Source organism: Novosphingobium aquimarinum, from assembly GCF_009746585.1.
Taxonomy (GTDB): Bacteria; Pseudomonadota; Alphaproteobacteria; order Sphingomonadales; family Sphingomonadaceae; genus Novosphingobium; species Novosphingobium aquimarinum.
In genome coordinates, this window is the sequence record NZ_WRPO01000004.1 from 164,928 (window position 1) to 185,687 (window position 20,760).

Annotated in this window: 21 protein-coding genes; 12 read left to right on the forward strand and 9 right to left on the reverse strand. The window is 65.0% G+C overall.

Annotated features, from left to right (window positions below):
• Positions 1–99 precede the first annotated feature (99 nt).
• Positions 100–1,473 carry a class II 3-deoxy-7-phosphoheptulonate synthase gene (locus GQO94_RS06255; RefSeq protein WP_156840314.1) on the reverse strand — a complete coding sequence of 458 codons (1,374 nt, stop codon included), beginning with the start codon at positions 1,471–1,473 and terminating at the stop codon, positions 100–102.
• A 188-nt stretch (positions 1,474–1,661) separates the two neighbouring features.
• Between GQO94_RS06255 and GQO94_RS06260 the strand changes: the two genes are divergently transcribed.
• Positions 1,662–2,012 (forward strand): hypothetical protein, encoded by a 351-nt coding sequence (locus GQO94_RS06260; protein WP_156840315.1) that lies wholly within the window; start codon positions 1,662–1,664, stop codon positions 2,010–2,012.
• Positions 2,013–2,034: 22 nt separating this feature from the next.
• Here GQO94_RS06260 and GQO94_RS06265 read toward each other — a convergent pair whose 3' ends face one another.
• Positions 2,035–5,082, reverse strand: a complete 3,048-nt coding sequence (locus GQO94_RS06265) for a M16 family metallopeptidase (protein ID WP_156840316.1) — start codon at positions 5,080–5,082, stop codon at positions 2,035–2,037.
• Positions 5,083–5,229: 147 nt separating this feature from the next.
• Here GQO94_RS06265 and GQO94_RS06270 point away from each other — a divergent pair, with 147 nt between their 5' ends.
• From GQO94_RS06270 to GQO94_RS06295, 6 genes are all read left to right on the forward strand, one after another.
• Positions 5,230–5,805 (forward strand): NifU family protein, encoded by a 576-nt coding sequence (locus GQO94_RS06270; RefSeq protein WP_156840317.1) that lies wholly within the window; start codon positions 5,230–5,232, stop codon positions 5,803–5,805.
• Positions 5,806–5,833: 28 nt separating this feature from the next.
• Positions 5,834–6,454 (forward strand): tRNA (adenosine(37)-N6)-threonylcarbamoyltransferase complex dimerization subunit type 1 TsaB, encoded by a 621-nt coding sequence (tsaB, locus tag GQO94_RS06275; RefSeq protein ID WP_156840318.1) that lies wholly within the window; start codon positions 5,834–5,836, stop codon positions 6,452–6,454.
• Positions 6,426–6,917, forward strand: coding sequence for a GNAT family N-acetyltransferase (locus GQO94_RS06280; protein WP_232332801.1), 492 nt, complete (start codon positions 6,426–6,428; stop codon positions 6,915–6,917). Before tsaB ends, GQO94_RS06280 begins: the two co-directional genes overlap by 29 nt.
• A 186-nt stretch (positions 6,918–7,103) precedes the next feature.
• Entirely contained in the window at positions 7,104–7,559 is a 456-nt protein-coding gene (locus GQO94_RS06285; protein WP_156840433.1) for a MucR family transcriptional regulator, read from the forward strand.
• A 104-nt stretch (positions 7,560–7,663) separates the two neighbouring features.
• Positions 7,664–8,101, forward strand: coding sequence for a Fur family transcriptional regulator (locus GQO94_RS06290; RefSeq protein WP_156840319.1), 438 nt, complete (start codon positions 7,664–7,666; stop codon positions 8,099–8,101).
• A 77-nt stretch (positions 8,102–8,178) separates the two neighbouring features.
• On the forward strand, positions 8,179–8,886 hold the full coding sequence (locus GQO94_RS06295; RefSeq protein ID WP_156840320.1) for a lysophospholipid acyltransferase family protein: 708 nt from the start codon (positions 8,179–8,181) through the stop codon (positions 8,884–8,886).
• Here the strand turns inward: GQO94_RS06295 and GQO94_RS06300 are convergent.
• Positions 8,868–9,530 carry a hypothetical protein gene (locus GQO94_RS06300; RefSeq protein WP_156840321.1) on the reverse strand — a complete coding sequence of 221 codons (663 nt, stop codon included), beginning with the start codon at positions 9,528–9,530 and terminating at the stop codon, positions 8,868–8,870. The two genes, GQO94_RS06295 and GQO94_RS06300, sit on opposite strands and share 19 nt — an antisense overlap.
• A gap of 71 nt (positions 9,531–9,601) precedes the next feature.
• Here GQO94_RS06300 and ispH point away from each other — a divergent pair, with 71 nt between their 5' ends.
• From ispH to GQO94_RS06320, 4 genes are all read left to right on the forward strand, one after another.
• Positions 9,602–10,561: a 4-hydroxy-3-methylbut-2-enyl diphosphate reductase gene (gene ispH, locus GQO94_RS06305; RefSeq protein WP_156840322.1), complete on the forward strand. Its 960-nt coding sequence runs from the start codon at positions 9,602–9,604 to the stop codon at positions 10,559–10,561.
• A 7-nt stretch (positions 10,562–10,568) separates the two neighbouring features.
• The gene (gene thrB / locus GQO94_RS06310; protein ID WP_156840323.1) at positions 10,569–11,549 is read left to right on the forward strand and encodes a homoserine kinase; all 981 of its coding nucleotides are present in this window, start codon (positions 10,569–10,571) and stop codon (positions 11,547–11,549) included.
• A gap of 21 nt (positions 11,550–11,570) precedes the next feature.
• Complete coding sequence (gene rnhA / locus GQO94_RS06315) at positions 11,571–12,011, forward strand: ribonuclease HI (RefSeq protein WP_156840324.1); 441 nt, start codon at positions 11,571–11,573, stop codon at positions 12,009–12,011.
• A 78-nt stretch (positions 12,012–12,089) separates the two neighbouring features.
• A complete protein-coding gene (locus GQO94_RS06320) occupies positions 12,090–14,222 on the forward strand; it encodes a transglycosylase domain-containing protein (protein ID WP_198045842.1) in 2,133 nt (710 codons plus the stop codon).
• Positions 14,223–14,235: 13 nt separating this feature from the next.
• On the opposite strand, the gene GQO94_RS06325 is transcribed toward GQO94_RS06320, so the two are convergent.
• Genes GQO94_RS06325 through GQO94_RS06335 form a run of 3 tightly spaced genes read right to left on the reverse strand, consistent with a single transcriptional unit; the run spans position 14,236 to position 18,790 of the window.
• Positions 14,236–15,516, reverse strand: coding sequence for a spinster family MFS transporter (locus tag GQO94_RS06325; RefSeq protein WP_156840326.1), 1,281 nt, complete (start codon positions 15,514–15,516; stop codon positions 14,236–14,238).
• Entirely contained in the window at positions 15,509–16,378 is an 870-nt protein-coding gene (locus GQO94_RS06330) for an alpha/beta fold hydrolase (RefSeq protein WP_156840327.1), read from the reverse strand. Before GQO94_RS06330 ends, GQO94_RS06325 begins: the two co-directional genes overlap by 8 nt.
• Before the next feature lie 48 nt (positions 16,379–16,426).
• A complete protein-coding gene (locus tag GQO94_RS06335; RefSeq protein ID WP_156840328.1) occupies positions 16,427–18,790 on the reverse strand; it encodes a TonB-dependent receptor in 2,364 nt (787 codons plus the stop codon).
• Between the two features lie 119 nt (positions 18,791–18,909).
• Between GQO94_RS06335 and GQO94_RS06340 the strand changes: the two genes are divergently transcribed.
• Positions 18,910–19,530: a TetR/AcrR family transcriptional regulator gene (locus GQO94_RS06340; protein WP_156840329.1), complete on the forward strand. Its 621-nt coding sequence runs from the start codon at positions 18,910–18,912 to the stop codon at positions 19,528–19,530.
• Between the two features lie 27 nt (positions 19,531–19,557).
• On the opposite strand, the gene GQO94_RS06345 is transcribed toward GQO94_RS06340, so the two are convergent.
• The 3 genes from GQO94_RS06345 to GQO94_RS06355 all read right to left on the reverse strand — a co-directional run bounded on the left by GQO94_RS06345 (position 19,558) and on the right by GQO94_RS06355 (position 20,503).
• Positions 19,558–20,004 (reverse strand): COG3650 family protein, encoded by a 447-nt coding sequence (locus GQO94_RS06345; RefSeq protein WP_156840330.1) that lies wholly within the window; start codon positions 20,002–20,004, stop codon positions 19,558–19,560.
• A gap of 1 nt (position 20,005) precedes the next feature.
• Positions 20,006–20,227 (reverse strand): hypothetical protein, encoded by a 222-nt coding sequence (locus GQO94_RS06350; RefSeq protein ID WP_156840331.1) that lies wholly within the window; start codon positions 20,225–20,227, stop codon positions 20,006–20,008.
• A 69-nt stretch (positions 20,228–20,296) separates the two neighbouring features.
• Positions 20,297–20,503 carry a cold-shock protein gene (locus GQO94_RS06355; RefSeq protein ID WP_156840332.1) on the reverse strand — a complete coding sequence of 69 codons (207 nt, stop codon included), beginning with the start codon at positions 20,501–20,503 and terminating at the stop codon, positions 20,297–20,299.
• Positions 20,504–20,760: the final 257 nt, after the last annotated feature.

Consider the following 20,760-nt stretch of genomic DNA (forward strand, 5'->3'; position numbering starts at 1 on the left):
CTCCCTCGACACGAGCCGAAAGGAGACGGGCATTTTCAGAAGGCGTCGCGCCCGCTCGCCCTGGTGGGGGGCTAGCGGGCGCGATGTCCGAGTTAGCGATCAGGCGGCCTGCTTCTGCCGGGCGGTCGCTTCGAGATTGAGCAGGTCCGCCATCTCGAAGGCCAGTTCGATCGACTGCGCGCCGTTGAGTCGCGGGTCGCAATGCGTGTGATAGCGATCCTTGAGTGCCTCGTCGGTGATGGCGATGGCGCCGCCGGTGCATTCGGTGACGTCCTGCCCCGTCATCTCGATGTGGATGCCGCCCGCGTGCGTGCCTTCGGCGCGGTGCACCGAGAAGAAGCCGCGCACTTCGGACAGGATGCGATCGAACGGACGCGTCTTGAGGCCGCTCTCGGTCTTGATCACGTTGCCGTGCATCGGATCGCACGACCAGACCACCGGGTGCCCTTCGCGCTTCACGGCGCGCACCAGCTTGGGCAGCCCGTCCTCGACCTTGTCGTGACCGAAGCGACTGATCAGCGTCATCCGGCCCGGCTCGCGCGAGGGGTTGAGCGTGTCGAGCATGCGCAGCAGGGCGTCGGGCTCGAGGCTGGGGCCGCACTTCATGCCGATCGGATTGCCGACACCGCGCAGGAATTCGACGTGTGCCGAATTCTCGAAGCGCGTGCGGTCGCCGATCCAAAGCATGTGCGCGGAGCAATCGTACCAGTCGCCGGTCAGCGAATCGCGGCGGGTGAGCGCCTGCTCGTAAGGCAGCAGCAGCGCTTCGTGGCTGGTGTAGAAATCAGTGCCTTCGAGCTGCGGCACCGTCTCGGGATCGACCCCGCACGCGGTCATGAAGTCGAGCGCTTCGCCGATGCGATCGGCAAGCTGTTCGAACTTCTCGCCCTGCGGCGTGCGGCCGATGTGCTCCATCGTCCAGCGGTGGACCTGGCGCAGATTCGCATAGCCGCCGTGCGCAAAGGCGCGCAGCAGATTGAGCGTCGAGGAGGCCTGCGTGTAGGCGCGCACCATCCGCTCGGGATCGTTGCGACGCGCTTCGGCATTGCCTTCGATGCCGTTGATGATGTCGCCGAAGTAGCTCGGCATTTCGACGCCGCCGACGCTCTCGGTCGGGGCGGAGCGCGGCTTGGCGAACTGCCCCGCCATGCGCCCGACCTTCACCACCGGCTGCTTGCTGGCGAACGTGAGCACGACCGCCATCTGCAGCAGCACGCGGAACGTGTCGCGGATGTTGTCGGCCGTGAACTCGGCGAAGCTTTCGGCGCAATCGCCGCCCTGAAGCAAGAAGCCGCGGCCTTCGGAGACTTCGCCCAGAACTTTCTTCAGATCGCGCGCTTCGCCCGCGAACACCAGCGGCGGAAACTTCGCAAGCGTGGCTTCGACCTCGCCCAGTTTCGCTTCGTCGCCATAGGAAGGCAGGTGCCGCGCTTCACGCGTTTTCCAGCTTTCCGGTGTCCAGTTCGTCGCCACGTCAAATACTCCAAGGGGCGGGCCGCTATCAGTGGGTCCCGCAAGCAAGGCGCGCCACATAGCGGCGCGGCGCACGAATTGCAAAGCGAGAGGACGAAATGCGCAATGGCCGTCTACGCCAATCGTAGCGGGATTTGCATGGTGCCACGCGATTTGAGACATTGGCTAACCGAAAGGGAGGCACGCACATGCTGGAATTTATCGCGGCCCTAATGATTTGCATCGCAGCGCTCAGCGCGCTCATTCTGCTTTCGGTCCGCGCGGATCACCGATTTCGCCATCTCGAACGCCTGCCGATGCAGTGGTCGCTGCAGGGCAAGCCGACCTGGAGCGCACCGCGCAAGCTGGCGCTGGCCTTCACTCCTGGCCTGGCCGCCGTCATCCTCACCGCTGTCGTCGTGTCCGTCGCCACACTCGAACCGCACCCCGGCCAGGAAGGGCTAGAGATCCCGGTCGTTTTCCTTGTCGCGCTGTCTTTGGTGGCCACGCATCTTTTCCACCTCTGGATGCTCGACCGAAAGACCGGACCCAAAGATTGAGCGCGCCACCCGCCCCGCTGCATTAACGCGCAGACACTTTGGGCGCTCCTGCACTGCCTTGGTTCGCCGCAACCTTCGTTGCCTCGGGTAGCACTTCCAGACGCCAGGAATTGTCTTTGCCCAGATAGCGCGCGGCGAGCGCCTGCATCTTCTGCGGCGTCGTCACGGTGTAATCCATCAGCACCGAACGCACCGAAGCCAACCGCCCCGGATCGTAGGTCGCGCCCTCGATCTGCCCCATGAAGAACGACGAGCTCGAGGCGGCGCGGGTTACCTGCTGGCGCAGCGGCTCGATCACGCGGGCCAATTCGTCCTCGGTGGGCGGATTGGTGATGAGATCCTGCGCGATTTCGTCGGCGGTCTGGAAGAACACCGGCACCGCCGAAGGCTCGACTTGCGCCATCGCGGTAATCGAACCGCCCGCCGCCATGTCCACCGGCCAGGTCGAATAGACATACGGCGCGTAGGACACGCCCAGCTTCTCGCGCACGGCGTCGAGCAGGCGATTGGTGAACAGTTGCGTGAGAATCTCGAGCTGACGCGATTCGACGATGTTCATCGATCCGCCCCCGGTCGGCCAGGAAATGATCGCCGCCGCCTGGTCGGGGTCGCCGCGATGGCGCAGCACCACCGGCTTGTCCGACGGCATCGGTTCCTTGATCTGCGCCAGCGCGGCAGGCGGTTGAGTCGCAGTCCGCGGCGCCAGGGCGCCAAAAGTCTTTTGCAAGGCGGATACGGTCGAGGCCAGGTCGAAGTCCCCGTAGATCTGCACTTCGACGGGGCCGCTCGCCAGCGCTTCGCTCCAGACACGCTCGAACCCCTTGGGCGTCGTCTTCTCGATTTCGGCCGGAGTCGGCGTCTCGAAACGCGGGTCCTTGCCACGCTGATAGTATTGCAGATCGCGGTTGAGCACGCCTTGCGGTGATGTCGAGTACGCCTCGTACTGGATCTTGGCCGCCGCCTTGGCGCGCAGGAACGGGTTCTCGTCCCAACGCGGGAGCGCCAGCTTTGCAGCGAACAGATAGAGCTGGTCGGCAAGATCGGCGGGGCGCGTTTCGGCGGTGAACTGGAACGCGGCGTCTTCGACGTCGAACTTGAAGCCCATCTTACGCCCGGTCGAGATACGGTCGAGCTCTTCCTGGCCCAGCGTCGCGACCCCGGAACTGACCAGTGCCATCTCGCCCAGCGTCACGTAAGGTGCGTCCTTCGGCGCGATCGCGCGATAGCCGCCGCCGAAGCGCACTTTCACCGTCACGCGTCCAGGCTCTTCCTTGACCGGCCAGAGCAGTGCCTTGACGCCGTTGGCAAACTCGATCTGCTGAATATCCAGCAAACCGGTGGGCGCGGCCGAAGTAATCTGACCCGGCGCGCCGATCGCCGGCAGCTTGTCGAACGACACCGGTTCGGTCGATGCGAGGCGCACGCTGCTGTCGGCTGCGACCGGATCGATCAGCGCGGTGCGCAACGTGGCATCGTTGGCGAGCCCGCGCTTGGGTGTCACGAACACGGCGCGGTTCACCGTGCCTTCGAACAGCTGGCGGGTATGCTGCAACACCGCTGCGGGCGTGAACAGCGGAACGGTCTCGCGGAAGATGCGCAGAACGGCATCGGGCGCGGCCACCGTCTCGCGAATGTCGAGCGCGTTGACGAGGTCGTCCGCAAGCTTCGCGCCGGGCAGCAGGCGACGCTGTTCGACCGGCACCTGGAATGCAACGTCGAGTTCGGCGACTTCGCGATCGATCTCGGCCTGCGTCGGCGGGTTTGCCAGCGCATCCGCGATCACCGCGCGCACGTCCTTGAGTGCGGACTGCCAGTCATCGGTCAGCGGGGTGACTTGCACGAAGGTCGCATCGGCAGAACGCGCGACGTCGTCCTGATTGACTTGCGCGGTGAGAAACGAGCCGCCCATGCGCGCCTTCGATTCCAGCCGACGGTTGATGATCGCCTGCGCCAGCGCATCGGTCATCAAGCCCTGGTTGTAGACGATCGTGTCATCGACTTGCCGCCACGGCCGCAGAATGGCGTAAGTCACCGAACTCGGCAGATCCGGCTCGACGAGAACCTTGGTTTGCCCCACCGGTGGCGGGGTATATCCTTCGATCGCCATCGGCGTCTTGCTGCCGTGTGTGGCTGCCGCGGCGACGGGTACGGCTTCGGGTGCGATCGGATCGCCGAAGCTTGGCGCCGCCGTGGCCTTGCCTGCCGGTTTCCACGCCCCGAACCACTTGGCGATCTCGGCGGCGAAGACTTCGGGCTCGGCATCGCCGGCAACGATCACGACTACGTTCTGCGGGCGGTACCAACGCTGATAGAAAGCGCGCACGCTTTGCGCCGTGGCGGCATTCAAAACGTCGAGCGTGCCGATCGGAGAGCGTTCGGCCAGAGGCTGGCCTTCGTAGAAGGTCGACTGCATCGCTTCCTGCACGCGCTTGGCGGCACCGCCGCGATCGCGCATTTCGGATAGAACGATCGGCAGGTCCGACTTGATGTTGGACGCGCTCAGCTTGGGCGCGGTGACCATGCCCGAAAGCAGCTTGAACGTCTCGTCGAGCGACTGCGGCGTCGCATCGGGCAGATCGAGCTTGTACACCGTCTGCGTCGTCGTCGTCTCGGCATTGGTGTCGCTGCCGAACGAGGCGCCGAGCCGCTGGAACGTCGCGATCGCGGCGCCATCGGGGATGTATTTGGATTCGCGGAACAGCAAGTGTTCGAGCAAGTGCGCATAGCCGCGCTCGGCATCGGTCTCGTAGAGCGATCCGGCATCGACCCGGATGCGGATCGAGACCTGCCCCGGGGGCACGCCGTTCTTGCGCACCGCGTAACGCAAACCGTTGTCGAGTTCGCCGAACTTCCAATCCAGATCGGGCGGGACATCGCTGCCCCGGTAGAGCCAGGGCACCTGGTTGGCGGCTGAGCCACCATTATCGACGGGAACTGCCGAAGGCGCGTCGGAGGCCTTGATCGGCGGCGACAGAACCTGACCGTCGCGGGCACTGGCGAGCGACGAAGTCGTCGAAATCTGAGCGAGGCTGATGGCGAGCGCGACGGCGGCGCGCGAAATATTAGACATCCGACTGGTATAGGGTCGCGCTGCCTTAAGGACCAGTGAATTGGAATGAATCTTGGTGGCTCGTCGTGGTGCGACGAGCCTGCGAACTCTTTCTTATAAGGCCTATCGTGCACTTGACCGCAACGCCCCAGGACCTAAATCGCTAACATGTTCATAGAAACCGAAACGACGCCCAACCCCGCAACGCTGAAATTCCTTCCCGGAAGGCAAGTGATGCCGGATGGAACCCGCGAATTCGCCGATCCGGAAGCTGCGGCCGCTTCGCCGCTGGCCGAAGCATTGTTCGATCTGGGCGACGTGACCGGGGTCTTTTTCGGCCGTGATTTCGTTTCGGTCACCGCTGCACCCGGTGTCCAGTGGGCGGGATTGAAACCGCAAGTGGTGGCAATCCTGCTCGATCATTTCGTGTCCGGTGCGCCGCTGTTCGCAGGCGGCGACGCTTCGGGCATTTCGGTTCCTGCCGAAGAGACCGAGATGGACGACGATCCCGCCGATGCGGATGTTGTCGCGCAGATCAAGGATCTGATCGAAACCCGCGTGCGGCCGGCCGTCGCCAACGATGGCGGCGACATCGTCTATCGCGGCTTTCGCGGCGGCGTGGTCTATCTCGCGATGCAGGGTGCCTGTTCGGGTTGCCCTTCGTCGAGCGCGACGCTGAAGCAGGGGATCGAAGGGCTGCTCAAGCACTACGTCCCTGAAGTGACCGAAGTCCGGGCCGCCTGAGCCTGCGGACCTGACGGGCGAGGACCCCGTGCGCACTCTCGTGATCGAAAGCGCCAGCGAAGCTTGCTCGGTCGCCCTGTTCGACGATTCCGAGCTCGTTGCCGGGACCTGGGAGCATCTGGGCCGAGGCCATGCCGAAAGGCTCGTCCCGATGATTTCGGAACTGCCCGGACGCGGCCGCGCAGAGCGGATCGTCGTATCGCTCGGCCCCGGCAGCTTCACTGGCGTGCGAGTGGGCCTGGCCGCGGCGCGTGGCCTGGCACTTGCCTGGCGCACTGAACTGGCAGGCTTTGCGACACTGTCCCTGATCGCCGCGATGGCCCGGGCGGATTGCGGCAATCAACCCGTCGCGGTCGTCACGACCGGGGGGCACGGGGAATGGTTCACCGCCGGCTTCGGGTCCGCGGGCGAGGTCACCCGCGAATTGGCGTCGCTTCCCCCGGCCACGGCGGTCGCGCAAATCGACGAGGATCTCGTCGCAGGATCGCAAGCCGATGCGCTGGTGGCCGCGCGCGGATCGGGCCGCGCCTTGTCGATCCTGCCCGACGCGCGGCGCTTCGCCGAGCTTCGCGAATTCGAGCTCACTGCATCGCTGGTGCCGCTTTACGGTCGCGGACCCGATGCCCGGCCATCCGTCAGCCGGGCCTGAACCGGTGATCTTGCCCGGCCATCTCCCCGTTCCCGAAGACGTCGATTGCATCATGCTGGTCATGTCCGAAGCATTCGATCCGCACTACCGGGAAGCCTGGACTCGCCGCCAGGTCGAAGACGCCATGCGCATCGGCAACTGCGATGCGCTGCTCCATTTCGATGCCGAGCAATGCATCGGCTTTGCTTTGTCGCGACGAGGCTTCGACGAAGAAGAACTGCTGCTGTTCGCGGTTCGCCCAGCTTACAGGGGAAGAGGCCATGGTGCGCGTTTACTTCGCGCTTACCTGAATGCTGCAAAGGAACGGGGGGCTGAACGGGTCTACCTGGAAATGCGCGAGGGCAACCGCGCGCAGCAGCTTTACGAAGGGAATGGTTTTCAGTCGATCGGAAGGCGCGCCGATTATTACCGAACGTTAACAAGCAGCCGAATTGACGCAATTACGTATGCGCGGACCTTGTAGAGCCGCGCCAGACAGTTTCGATTTTTCGGATTTCATGTAATTTGTGGGGAAATCCACGATTCATTACTTTAGCTGTCTTGTAATCGGCAAAAATGCTCGTACATGCTCGCTCAGGCGAAGTCCCGGAATCAACTTCGCACCAAAAAAAATGTGGTCGCACACATTCAGATAAAGAAAGCCACCTTAATGGAAAATATCGCCCCCGACGTGAGCGAAACCCTGATTACCCTGACTTCCGATATCGTTGCCGCGCATGTCAGCAACAATAACGTGAATGTCGAGGACCTGCCCTCGCTCATTACCAACGTCTATGGCGCTCTCTCCGGCCTCGGCACGGCCGAGACGGTCGAACAGCCCAAGCCGGAACCGGCTGTTTCGGTGCGCGCATCGGTCAAGCCCGATTACATCGTGTGTCTGGAAGACGGCAAGAAGCTGAAAATGCTCAAGCGCCACCTGATGACGCACTACAACATGACGCCCGACGAATATCGTCAGCGCTGGAACCTTCCCGCCGACTATCCGATGGTCGCGCCGAACTATGCCGAAAAGCGCCGCGAACTCGCGAAGAAGATTGGTCTTGGCCGCAAGCCCAATGCTCGTCGTGGACGCAAGCCCAAGGCTTCCGCCACATCCGCAGCTTGAGCTGAATTCTCATGCAGCGAACGTGTGGCCGCAAGGCCGCGCGTATGGGGAAATGCTGCGCCCGCCTGATTGGCGGGTGCGGCATTTTCCGTTAAGGAGCCTTCGTGAACCAGCCAATCGATATCGAAGCCCTTTGCGCGGAACGTGGTCTGCGTATCACCGAACAGCGTCGTGTCATCGCCCGCGTCCTTTCCGAGAGCGTCGATCATCCAGACGTGGAGAAACTTCACGAGCGCGCGACGGCGATCGACCCCGGCATCTCGATCGCGACCGTCTACCGCACCGTGCGCCTGTTTGAAGAAGCCGGCATTCTCGACCGCCACGATTTCGGTGACGGGCGGGCGCGCTACGAAGCGGCGCCCGAAGCCCATCACGATCACATGATCGATGTGGAGAGCGGTGCAGTGATCGAATTCGTCGATCCCGAGCTGGAATCGCTGCAACGTCAGATTGCCGAACGCCTCGGTTTTCGCCTCGTGGATCACCGTATGGAACTGTTTGGCGTCCGGCTCGAGAAGAAGGCCGAAGCGGGCCGCGAGTGAGCGGTTCGGAACCGCGCGACCGAGCCCAGCGAATACCCCTGGCGCGCTGGCCGCGCGTTGCCGTTCGGATCGCCGCCATGGCCGGGTTTCTGCTCGTGGCGCTGGTTGCCTTCTATCTGCTGCGACCGTTCTTACGACGCAACCCCGTGCCCGCGCGCTTTCTTGGCGGCGTAGCGCGGATCGCAGGCGTTCGGGTCCGACGGATAGGCGACTTGCCGCAAGGGCGCGCGTTCTTCCTCGCCAATCACGTCAGCTGGCTCGACATCTGCGTGCTTGCGAGCACGACCGGTTGCGCGTTCATCGCGCACGATGGTCTCGCCGCCTTCGGTCCATTGCGATGGCTGTGCCGGCTCAACGATACGGTCTTTGTGGCGCGCGCGGATCGCGGGAGTGTGGCGGCGCAAGTCGAGCAAGTGCGGCAGGCGCTGTGCGAAACCGGGGCGCTGACCTTGTTTCCCGAAGCCACCACCGGCCCCGGCGCACCTCTTCTGCCGTTCAAATCCGCGCTGGTTTCCGCCCTCGTTCCCTTGCCGCAAAACACTGCGGTAGTGCCCGTGGCGATCGATTACGGCCGCGACATGCAGGACATTGCCTGGGTCGGCGAGGAACCGGGAGTCGACAATTTTCTCCGCGTCCTGGCCCGGCGCCGGCCATTCGATGCGACCGTCTCCATCCTGCCTGAACTGGTGGGCCCCGCCCTTTCCGACCGCAAGACGATCACCCGCGCGGCCCGCGCCGCCATCGAGACGGCCTTGACGGATCCGCCTCAGCGCGTGGCGTTATAGGCCACTTGCGCGTCGTCGAGCTGGAAGCCGAGGAGAACTTCGAACGAAGCCCGCGCAACCGCCGCCTTCACTTCGGGATCGGCCAGAGGATCGACCGCAGCATCGAGATCGCCCGCCTTGCGCCTACGCGTGATTCGATCGCGAACCTCGTCGGGCAGAGTCGCCGCGGAACGATCGATATAGGCCCCGCCGCTGCCCTTGGCCTGCGCGCGGGCGGCACCGGCCGCGAAGTCCAGCGTCACTTGACCGACACGCTTGCTCACCACCGAGGTTCCGCCCTGCAGCACGCTGACGAAGAACGGAACGCTCACTTGCCGCGCCGTGCTGGTATCGTTGCGCCGTGCCAGCACGTCGAAGCTCACGTTGGCGTAGACCTTGTCGGCATTCTCGCTGCAGGTCGAGCGCACGTTTGTCATCGCCGCCACCAGATCGATGTTGTCCGCGGTCTTGGCGCCAGCGGTGCGAAAGAGTGTGATATCGCCGGTATAGTCGGGAATTCCGACCGCCGGGCAGCGCGAACGCACAGCGGTGATACCCACGCCCTGGTCCACGACGATGTCGCCCTTGGAGCGACATCCGCTCAGCCCGGCCATCGCGGCGGCAGCGCACAGGGCGGTTGCGGCTAGGCGGCGGCGTACGGTCATGGTGTCGTCCTTGGCATTTCCATGGTCAGGTGCCCTAGCGAGGCGGGCGGCAAAGCGCTAGATGCCACGAGATGAATGCGCCCTTTCCCACAGGCAAACGCCCGCTCCACCTCCTGATCGCCGCCCCGCGCGGCTTTTGCGCCGGAGTCGATCGTGCCATCGAGATCGTCGAACGCGCGCTGGCGCGGTACGGCGCGCCCGTCTACGTGCGGCACGAGATCGTGCACAACCGCTACGTCGTCGATGGCCTGAAGGCCAAGGGCGCGATCTTCGTCGAAGACCTGGACGACGTCCCCGATGGCGTGCCCGTGATCTTTTCCGCACATGGCGTGCCCAAATCGGTTCCGGCTGCCGCGACCCAACGCGGACTCGAATGGCTCGATGCGACGTGCCCGCTCGTCAGCAAAGTGCATCGCCAGGCGGAACGCCAGATCGAAGCGGGTCGGCACATCCTGTTCATCGGCCATGCCGGCCATCCCGAAGTGATCGGCACCTTCGGCCAAGTCCCGGCGGGCACGATGACCCTGATCGAGACCGAAGCCGATGTCGCCGGGCTCCAGGTCCCCGAAGAGACCGAGCTTGCCTATCTCACGCAGACCACCCTCTCCGTCGACGACACCGCCGCGATCATTGCCGCGATCCACGAGCGCTTCCCGCAAGTCATCGCGCCCAAGGCCGAAGACATCTGCTATGCGACGTCCAATCGTCAGGCAGCGGTCAAGGAAATTGCCCCGCGCTGCGAAATGGTGCTGGTGATCGGCGCCCCGAACAGCTCCAACTCGTTGCGGCTCGTGGAAGTCGCCGAACGGTCCGGAGCGCAAGCGCGGATGATCCAGCGCGGCTGCGAAATCGAGGCCGATTGGCTCGAAGACGTCGACACTCTCGGCATTACCGCCGGTGCCTCCGCGCCCGAGGCATTGGTCGAGGAAGTATTGGCACGCCTGCGCGAACTGCGGACGGTCGAGGCCGAAGAGATCGTGACCGCGCGCGAACGGATCACGTTCAAGTTGCCGCGCCAACTCGTCGACTGAACCAGACATGGCGGTTTACACGCGGCTTGGCGCCGAGGACCTGGCAGCGATCGTTGGCGCGTTCGATGTCGGAGAGCTCGTATCGGCAAAAGGGATTGCCGAAGGCGTTTCCAACAGCAACTGGCTGATCGAAACCCGAGCTGCCGATCGTGCCTCGCAGCGCTTCATCCTGACGATGTACGAAGGGCGGACCGAAGTCGCCGACTTGCCCTTTTTCCTCGGCCTGCTCGATCATCTCGCCGCGCGCGATTGCCCTGTGCCGCGCACGATCCACGATCGCGACGACTGCAAATACCGCGAGCACGAGGGCAAGGCCCTGGCGCTCATCGAGTTCCTGCCCGGCGTTTCGGTCAGTGCCCCCACGCCCGCGCAAGCGCGCGCCGTGGGCGCCGCGCTCGCTCGCGTCCACCTCGCCGCCGCCGATTTTCCGATGGAACGCGCCAATTCGATGGACCTTGCCGCCTGGCATTCGCTGCTCGACGGGTGCGGCCATGACGGCCTGCAGACCATCGATCCCGGGCTCGGCGATCTCGTCGCGCGCGAGCTGGCGACGGTGGAGCGCGACTGGCCGGGCGATCTGCCGCGATCGGTGATCCACGCGGACCTGTTTCCCGACAACGTGCTGATGCTTGGCGACACGGTGAGCGGTCTCATCGATTTCTATTTCGCTTGTACCGATGTGACCGCGTTCGACATCGCGGTGACGCACGCCGCCTGGTGTTTCGGGGATGCGGGTCGCGACTTCGATCCCGCGATCTCGCGCGCGCTGCTAGAGGGGTACGCTGCCGTGCGTCCGCTCTTGCCGGCAGAGCGCGAGGCGCTCCCCTTGCTCGGCCGCGCCGCGTCGCTGCGGTTTCTGGCGACGCGCGCCTACGACTGGATGAACACCCCGGCAGACGCCCTCGTCACGCCCAAGGACCCCATGGCGTTCGCACGCAGGCTTGAGTTCTACGCCGACCCCCGGCATGCCGGAATCTTCAAGACGTGATCTGAACGCGGGACGAAGATTTTGAAACAGGTGGACATTTTTACGGATGGTGCCTGCAAGGGCAATCCCGGGCCCGGGGGCTGGGGCGTACTTTTGCGCATGGGGCAACATGAAAAGGAATTGTCGGGCTCGGAGGCCGATACGACCAACAACCGCATGGAAATGACCGCGGTGATCAAGGCGCTCAATGCGCTGATCGAACCTTGCGAGGTCACGATCCATTCGGACAGCAAGTACGTGATCGACGGCATGACCAAATGGATTCACGGTTGGCAGAAAAAAGGCTGGGTCAACGCCAGCAAGCAGCCGGTCCGCAATGCCGACTTGTGGCACGATCTGATCGAAGGGGTCCGCCGCCACAAGGTGCATTGGCAATGGGTCCGGGGTCACGACGGCCACGTCGAGAACGAACGCGTCGACAAGCTGGCGAGCGATGCCGCCAATGCGGCGGCAGGGCGTTAGGTCGAGCCAGGATCGACGTTCGTCATAACCCGGTTTCCTGCGATGCCGGTTTGCCTGTATGACAGCGCCAGACCACCGATGGATTCACAACACGCCCCCCACCCCTCCGAAGAGCTGGAAGATTGGGACATCGCGGCCGGCGAACCCGTCTCTGGCGAGGGAGAGCAACCGGCCCGGACAGGCCGCGGCTTCTGGTGGTGGTTTTCGCGGGCGACCGCGGCCGTGCTGTTGCTGCTCATCCTGGCGGTGGCGTGGCTGGCGATCACCGCTCCGCTCTCGAAGTCGTTGGAGCCGGTCGAACCGCCGCTGATCACGCTGCTCGCCGCCGACGGCACGCCGATCGCACGCAAGGGCGCGAACGTCGAGGCCCCGGTGCGCATGAGCGAGCTGCCGCCGCACGTAGCGCAGGCCTTTATCGCGATCGAGGACCGGCGGTTCTACGATCATTGGGGGGTCGACCCCTGGGGCATCGCGCGCGCCGCCTGGGGCAATCTCACCAGCGACCGGACCCAGGGCGGCAGCACGATCACCCAGCAGCTCGCCAAGTTCACTTTCCTCACGCCCGAGCGCAGCATGACGCGCAAGGCCCGCGAGGCGCTGATCGCGTTCTGGCTCGAAGCCTGGCTGACCAAGGACGAGATTCTCGAGCGCTATCTGTCCAACGCCTACTTTGGTGACAACGCCTATGGCCTGCGGGCCGCCTCGCTGCACTACTTTTACCGCAAGCCGGAGAACCTGAAGCCCGAGCAAGCCGCAATGTTGGCCGGGCTCATGCAAGCGCCGTCGCGCTATGCGCCGACCAACAATTTCAAGCTGGCCGAACGCCGGATGCGCACGGTGATCGCGGCGATGGTGGACGCAGGCTACCTCACCGAGGCCCAGGCGAAAGCCTTGCCGACCCCGGTGCTCGACGTACGCACCCAGCGCGACGTACCGACCGGGACCTACTTCGCCGACTGGGCGCTGCCCGAGGCGCGCAAGCTGGCCGAAGGCGGCTACGTCCGTTCGACGCTGACGACGACGCTCGATTCGCGGCTTCAGGCGGCGGCGCGCGACGCGATCGCGCGCTATCGGCCGAAAGGCGCGCAAGCCGCGCTGGTGGCGATGCGGCGCAACGGCGAAGTGGTCGCGATGGTCGGCGGTACCGACTATGCGAAGACCCCGTTCAATCGCGCCACGCAAGCGAAGCGGCAGCCGGGATCGACGTTCAAGCTGTTCGTTTACCTCGCGGCACTGCGCGAGGGCTGGAAGCCCGACGACACGATCGACAACACCGCCTTCACCACCGGCGCCTATCAGCCGCGCAACGCCGGCGGGCGCTATTCGCCCACGATAACGCTGGCCGATGCCTTCGCGCGGTCGAGCAACGTCGCGGCGGTGCGACTGTTCAAGGACGTCGGCGATCGCGCGGTGATCCAGACCGCGCGCGACCTCGGCGTCCGGTCCAAACTCGCTCGCGGCGATCCCAGTCTCGCCCTCGGCACATCGGGAATGAACCTGCTCGAACTGACCGCCGCTTATGCAGGGGTCGCCGCCAACAGCTTCCCGATCACGCCCACCGCGTTCCCGGTCGAAGAGAAGGGCTTCATCGGCTCGCTGTTCGACGGCCGCGATTCGCTCTCGCGGCGTCAGCACGCGGCGATCGAGGACATGCTGCGCGCGGCGATCAATCAAGGCACGGGTCGCGCGGCGATGCTGAGCGGGCCGAACTTCGGCAAGACCGGGACCACCCAGGACAACCGCGACGCGCTGTTCGTCGGCTATGCCGGCGATTACGTGGTCGGGGTGTGGATCGGCAATGACGACAACTCGCCCCTGAACGGCGTTTCGGGCGGGAGCGCGCCCGCGCGGATCTGGAAGGACTTCATGCGCCGCGCCTCCGGCAAGGTCGCGGCCCCGCCCGCCAGACCCGCCCCTGCCGCCAACCCCAGCGGCCCGGTCGAACCGCTCGACGTGCCCGACCTCGGCGATATTCCGATGGGCGAGAATTCGCGGCTGAGGATCGAGGACGGACAAGCGACGATCACTGCCGATTTCGGCGGCGTGCCGGTCGACGTGCGGCTCGACGAACAAGGCTTCAGCATCGACGGCGATGCCATCGCCGAAGAAGTCGAACGCCGGCGAGCGCGGCAGCAGGAACGCATCGAAGCGCGCGAACAGCGCCAAGCGGAACGACAAGCCGAACGCGAGGCGGCGCGCCAGGAGTTCTGAGGGCGCGCCGGAGCTATCCCGCCTCGTCCACCCAATCCTGCGGCAAGTGGCGGCCGGCAAGGCCCATCAGCAGCGCGGCGATCAAGTACAGCCCGAGCGAGAACAGCATCGACATCCGCAGCGCCTCGCTGCCGTAAGCGGGCGTGAGCGCAGTGGACAAGGCGCCCAGCGCATAGATACCCCCGCCCAGCCCGATGAGGTTGTTGATCAGCAGGAACATGGCCGAAGCAGTCGAACGCGCGGGCGCGGGGACGAGGTGCTGAACCGCCGACAGGACCGGGCCGAGCCAGACGTAGGCCAGCGCTTGCGGCACGAGGAACAGCGCGAAGGCCAGCGCGACGCTCGCCACCCAGATCCCGCCGGCGAACAGCGGCACTGCGATCACGAACGCGATCGCGGGCACCCAGGCATACCAGGCCCGGCTCGCCGCGCCGAGCCGGTCGGACAAGCGGCCACCGGCCAGCATCCCGGTCACGCCGCCCAGGATCAGCACTGCGCCGATGAACCATGAGGTCTCGACCAGATCGAGGCCGAACGAGCGCTGCAGCAGGCTCGGCAACCAGAAAGCGAGGCCGTAGCCGAGCATCGAACTGGATGCCGCGCCGAAAGCCAGCAGCCAGAACGAGCGCTTGGCCGCCAGCATCCGCGCGATTTCGCCAAAACGCATTTCGGGCACCGCTGCGCTCGCCGGAGCGCGCGGCCGGTCGCGCACGATGAACTTGAACGGGATCGCCAGCACCAGACCAAGCGCGCCGACCACCAGGAACGCCGCGCGCCAGTCGACGCTCGCGGCGATGTAACCGCCCAGCAGCACGCCCATCGCCGAACCCACCGGGATGCCCAGCGAATAGACCGATAGCGCGAAGGCGCGGCGCGAACTGGGAAAGTAATCGCCGATCACCGCATAGGACGGCGCGACACCGCCAGCCTCGCCGACGCCGACCCCGAGCCGTGCAAGGAAGATATGCCAGAACCCTTGCGCGAAGCCGCAAAGCGCAGTGAAGAAGCTCCAGATCACCAGCGAACCGGTAATGACCCAACTGCGACTGGTGCGGTCCGCCAGCCAGGCCAGCGGCACGCCGAGAGTCGAATAGAGCACCGCGAAAGCGACGCCGCCGAGCAGCCCCATCTGCGAATCGTCGAGGCCGAGATCCGCCTGGATCGGCGCAGCAAGGATGGCGAGGATCTGGCGATCGACGAAGTTGAAGACGTAGACCGCCAGCAGCATCGCCAGCACCGTGTTCGGGCCGGGAAGCGTCCGCGAAGCGCCGCGCGCAAGTGCGGTTTCAGCCATGTTTGCCCGAATGCTCCTTCAGGAACGGCACGATCGCGGCCAGCGCTTCAGGCTCGTCGAGCAATGGAGCGTGGCCCGCGCGCGGCACTTCGACGGATGCATAGGGGCCGGAATGGCGCGCGGCCATGGCGACGAAGGTCTGGCGGGACAACAGATCCGAATTCGCCCCGCGCACCACCAGCACCGGCTTGCCATCGAGCGCAGCCCACAAAGGCCATGCGTCGGGAGTCTCCGCCGTCGGATCGGCGTCGGCGAAGGCCTGGGCGATCGCCGGATCGTAATCGAAGTCGATCGTGCCGTCGGCGTTCTCGACGCATGTGCGATGCGCGAAGGCGAGCCAGTCCGCATCGTCGAGATACGGCAGCGCGTCGCCATTGATGGCGCGGCATCGTTCGGCCGCGTCCGTCCACGACTGCATCGGTCCGGACGGCCCGACGTAACCACCGATCCGAGCGAGACCCGCCGGGTCGAGCTCTGGCCCGACGTCGTTGAACACCAGGGCATCGAACACTTGGGGCCGGATCGCGTTCATCACCAGCGCGATCAGGCCGCCCATCGAGGTCCCTATCGTCGTGACGCTGGGGATACCAAGATCGTCGAGCAAGGCGAACATGTCCGCGGCATAGATATCCGGGCGATAGTTCGCCGGGTCCGGATCGCGGTCCGACAAGCCGCGACCACGCTGGTCCGGCGCGATCAGCCGGTACTGCCCCGCCAGATGCCGTGCCAGCGGCTCGAAGTCGGCACCGTTGCGCGTCAGCCCGTGCATCAGCAGCAGCTCCGGCCCCGGCGCCTCCCAGATTCGCGCGGCAAGGTCGAGCGTCCCGCAGGCGCTGCGGTAGCGGTGGACGGTGAAGTCCATGAGGTCGCTCCTTTCGAAAGGCGGGGGCCAGGCCCCCGCCCTTCCCAATCAGAATTCGATGGAGGCCGACACGAAAACCTGCCGCGGGTTGCCGTAGAATGCGGTCAGCGTGCCTTCGGGCCCAAGCGTCGGCACGGGCAGACCATTGGCACCGATCGCCGGTACGCCGGTCACCGGATCCACGGCGATGAAGGTATAGCCCGAAGTCTTGTATTCCTTGTCGAGCAGGTTCTTGCCATGAACCCCGATGCTCCAATTGCTGTCCGAATGGTAGACTATGTTCGCATCCCACAGCGCGAAGCCCTTCTGGTCGATGTAAGGGTTGGGGATTTCGAACTGGTAGGTCTTCGAACGGTACGACACCGTGCTCGCCAGACGCAGCGTGCCCGCGCCAAGGGGCGTCTCATACCCCAAGGTCCCGCTCGCGGTCCACTTCGGGGTGTTCTGCACTTCGCGAAAGTCCGCGACGTCGGTCGGCACGCCGCCGATATTGGTAATGTACTCGCGGTACTCGGCATCGATGTAGCCCAGCGAGCCACTGAAGGTCAGGCGGTCCCCCGGCGTCATCATGTCGCGCGCGAGCCGGGCGTTGGTTTCGAGCTCGAGACCCTTGAACCGCGCTTTGCCGGCGTTCGAAACGACGCCGCAGAAGCTGGGCAGGCCATTGACGTCGCAGGCCACCGAACCAGGGATCTGCACATCGGTGTAGTCGGCATAGAATGCCGCCGCCGCGACATAAAGCGCGCCGTCGAGCAAGTTGCCCTTGTACCCGATCTCGTAGCTGTCGACTTTCTCGGGCCGGAAGCTGAGGAACGAGGCCACTTCGGCATCCGAGCGCACGCCGTCGCCATCGAGGTCGGGCGCATTGGTGCCGACCCCGCGCGGATCGAAGCCGCCGCCCTTGAAGCCCTGCGAGTAGCTTGCGTAAATGTTGTGGTCCGGCGTCGGCTTGAAGCTGACCGACGCGCGCGGCGTGAACTTGTTGAACTTCGCCGAGCCGGTGAAATCCGTGCTGGCCGCGCCGAACAGGATGCCCGCCCCGCCGAACACAGGCGAGCCGCCGCCGAGATAGTTCTGGCGCAGGATGTCGGCCGTGCGCTCGTCCCAGGTGTAGCGCCCGCCCACCGAAACGCTGAACTGCGGCGAGATGTCGTAAGTGAAGTCGCCGAAGACCGCGTAAGTCTCGGTATCGACCGCCGCCTTGGTGAAGGCGGTGAGACCGGGTACCGTGGTGAAGATCCGCGTGTCGAACAGCGTATCCGCTTCGGCGGACAGGTAATAAAAACCGACGAGGCCGCTCAGCGGGCCATCGTCATACAACAGCTGGAATTCCTGGCTGGTCTGCTGGTTGCGGTAGATGCCGGGCACATCGAGATCGACCGCGGGGAGCGCGTCGAAGTCGATCGGAGTTTCCGAGGTATCCTTGCGCCACGCGCTGATCGAGCGCAGCGTAAGTGTGTCGCTCAATTCGGCCGAGACGTTCATCGCCAGGCCGTAAGCCTCGATATCCTGCTCGGGATCGTTGAGGCCACCGCGCGTATCGAACACGTTGTCGAGCACCGGCGCGCCGGTCACGAGCCCGGGGATCAGGCGATGGCCACCGCGCGGGTTCGATTTGTCGCGGGTGTAATCGCCAGAGATGCGAATGAGCACCGGCTCGTCGTAACCCCCGATTTCCAGAGTGGCGCGGCCCGCCCAGATGTCCTTGTTATAGTTCTCGAGGCCATTGGTGAGGTTGTCACCGAAGCCGCCGCGCGAAAGCCGCGCGAACGAACCGCCGACCCGCACGATGTCGGCGATCGGCCCGGACATCGTGACCACGCCGTCGGCCTGATCATACATGCCGTACGTACCGCGGACCTTGAGGGAAAAATCCTCGGGCAGCATCTTCGTCACGTACTTGACCGCGCCGCCGATCGTATTGCGACCGTAGAGCGTGCCTTGCGGGCCGCGAAGAACCTCGATCCGCTCGACGTCGTAGATGTCCAGCACGGCCGCCTGCGGGCGGTTGAGGTAGACATCGTCAAGATAGATGCCGACGCCCTGCTCGAAACCCGAGACCGGATCCTGCTGACCGATGCCGCGGATGAAGGCGGAAAGCGTCGAGTTGGTGCCGCGCGAGGGTTCGAGCGTCACGTTGGGCGCCGTTTGCGCGATCTCGGTGATGTCGATCGCGCCGCTGTTGGCCAACTGCTCGCCGCTGAACGAGGTGACCGCGATCGGCACATCGACCAGACGCTCTTCGCGCCGGCGTGCGGTCACGACGATCGCGCCGCCCTCATCGTCCATCGATTCCGCTGCGGCGGACGCGTCCTGCGCCATGACCGGTGTCGCCAGACCGATCCCTGCCGCGATCGTCGCGGCCAGTGCAAGCGTGCTGGTACGAATGGAAAGATTGCCCACCTGTTGCATCCCAAAGCTCCCATGTTCCTCTGTTATGCCCGCCGTCTATCGAAACATGAATCATGTTTCAACTTAGAATTTTGCGGTTCGCGTTGCATGGGAGGTGTTAAGCCGGTAGCTGTGGCGTAATGAACACATCGAGTGCGCCGCTCCCTCCGGGCGACAAGGTTCCCAGAACCGAACGCGGCCGCAAAACCTTGCGCAAACTGCTGGACGCTGCGGCTCTGGAATTCGGCGAGCGCGGTTTCCACGACGCGTCGATCACCGGAATCACCCGGCGGGCGGGCGTGGCCCTGGGAACGTTCTACACCTACTTCGATTCGAAGGACGAAGTGTTCCACGCCCTGGTGCAGGACCTCTCCGCCCTGGTGCGCGATGCCGCCCGCAAGGCGCTCGATCCCGAACGCGAGGCGATCGCGACCGAGGAAGCGGCGCTGGCGGGGTTCCTGCGCTTCGCCCGGGAACACAAGGAAATCTACCGGATCATCGACGAGTCCGAGTTCGTCGATCCCGAAAGCTTCCGGGCGCACTACGAAACGACCGCCAGGCGCATCCACGAGCGGCTGAAGCGCGGCGCGGCGCGCGGCGAGTTGCGGCCCGACGTCAGCGAGGCCCATGCCTGGGCGATCATGGGTATGAACGTGTTCCTCGGCCTGCGCTTCGCGGTCTGGAACGAGGACCTGCCCACCGACGACGTCGCCGGCATCGCCAGCGACTTGCTGGCCCGCGGTCTCAAGGCGGAGGACTAAGCGCGCCGGTGTTCCCGGCCAGCGGGTTCAATTGGTCGTTTCGGTGGCCGGCAGCGCATCGGTCGCGGCGCAGCCTTCGCGCTGCTCGTCGCCCAGCTTGAGCGTGGCGGTGAAGGGATAGCGGCGGGACGACATCCCGTCGTTGCACTGCCCTTCGGTAATCATCAGCGCGACCGTCTTGCCCTCGAGCTCGCCGGTGAACGACAGCCCCGCCCGCCCGGCGAAGCGCTCGACCGGGATCGCGACGCCATCGGGCTGTTCGGGCGTGGTGTAGGTGAATGTCCCCGAGGCGACCGTTCCGCCCCAGAACGGCTCGGTGCCGGTGAGCCGCACCGTATCGCCCTCGGCAATGCGCGCGAAGGGCGTGTGATCGTCCGGATCGCCCGGCAAATCGCCGCTGCCATGCCCCTGATGGCAGGCCGCGAGCGACACCATCGCGCAGGCCATCGCGCCGCCGGCCAAAGCCTTGCGCATCTCAGGCGGCGCCGGCGATTTCCTCGCGCTCTTCACGGGCGCGGCGAGCATCGTCCTCGCGTTTGCGGCGAGCTTCTTCGGTCTTCAGCGCTTGATCTGCCATCTTGCGCCAGGCCGCCTCGGAGCGCAGCGCGCGGTCGCGCACGTTGTCCAGCTTGGCGCCTTCAGCCTCGCGCGCTGCCGCTTCGGCGCGTTCGGTGGCGTGTTCGAAAGTGATGCTCATCGTATTCTCCTCGCTTCGGACCGGTCACGAATGCCCGGGCCGGCCAGAGGCCGCCCGGGCGGTGTGGCGTCAGGCCGAAGCGAGGTTGACCGCCGATTCCTTGCCGTTGCGACCGGTTTCGACTTCGTAGGAAACGCGCTGATCGCGATCGAGCGTCATCATGCCCGAGGCCTGAACCGCGGAAATGTGAACGAAACTGTCCTTGCCGCCATCTTCGGGCTGGATGAAACCATAGCCCTTGTCTGCATTGAAAAACTTTACGGTGCCGATAGGCATGGGGTGATTCCTTTCCTGGAATGCTCGGTGGCCTCGCCGCAGCGTGCTGACGAGGTTGTGCGTCAGTGCGTCAATCCAAGGGAAATCGTCGTCCAAACCACGCCCTTTCCCCGCAGCGTTGTTTGGGGGTTCGAGCGCTCGTTAACCGGCAAAGTCCGTCGCAAAATTCGACGTCGGCAGCCATGGTGTAGCATGGTTCGGCCCATCCGCCTAATCGCCTGCCCGCAGCCACCGCCCGCACCGTCGATTCGGTCGGA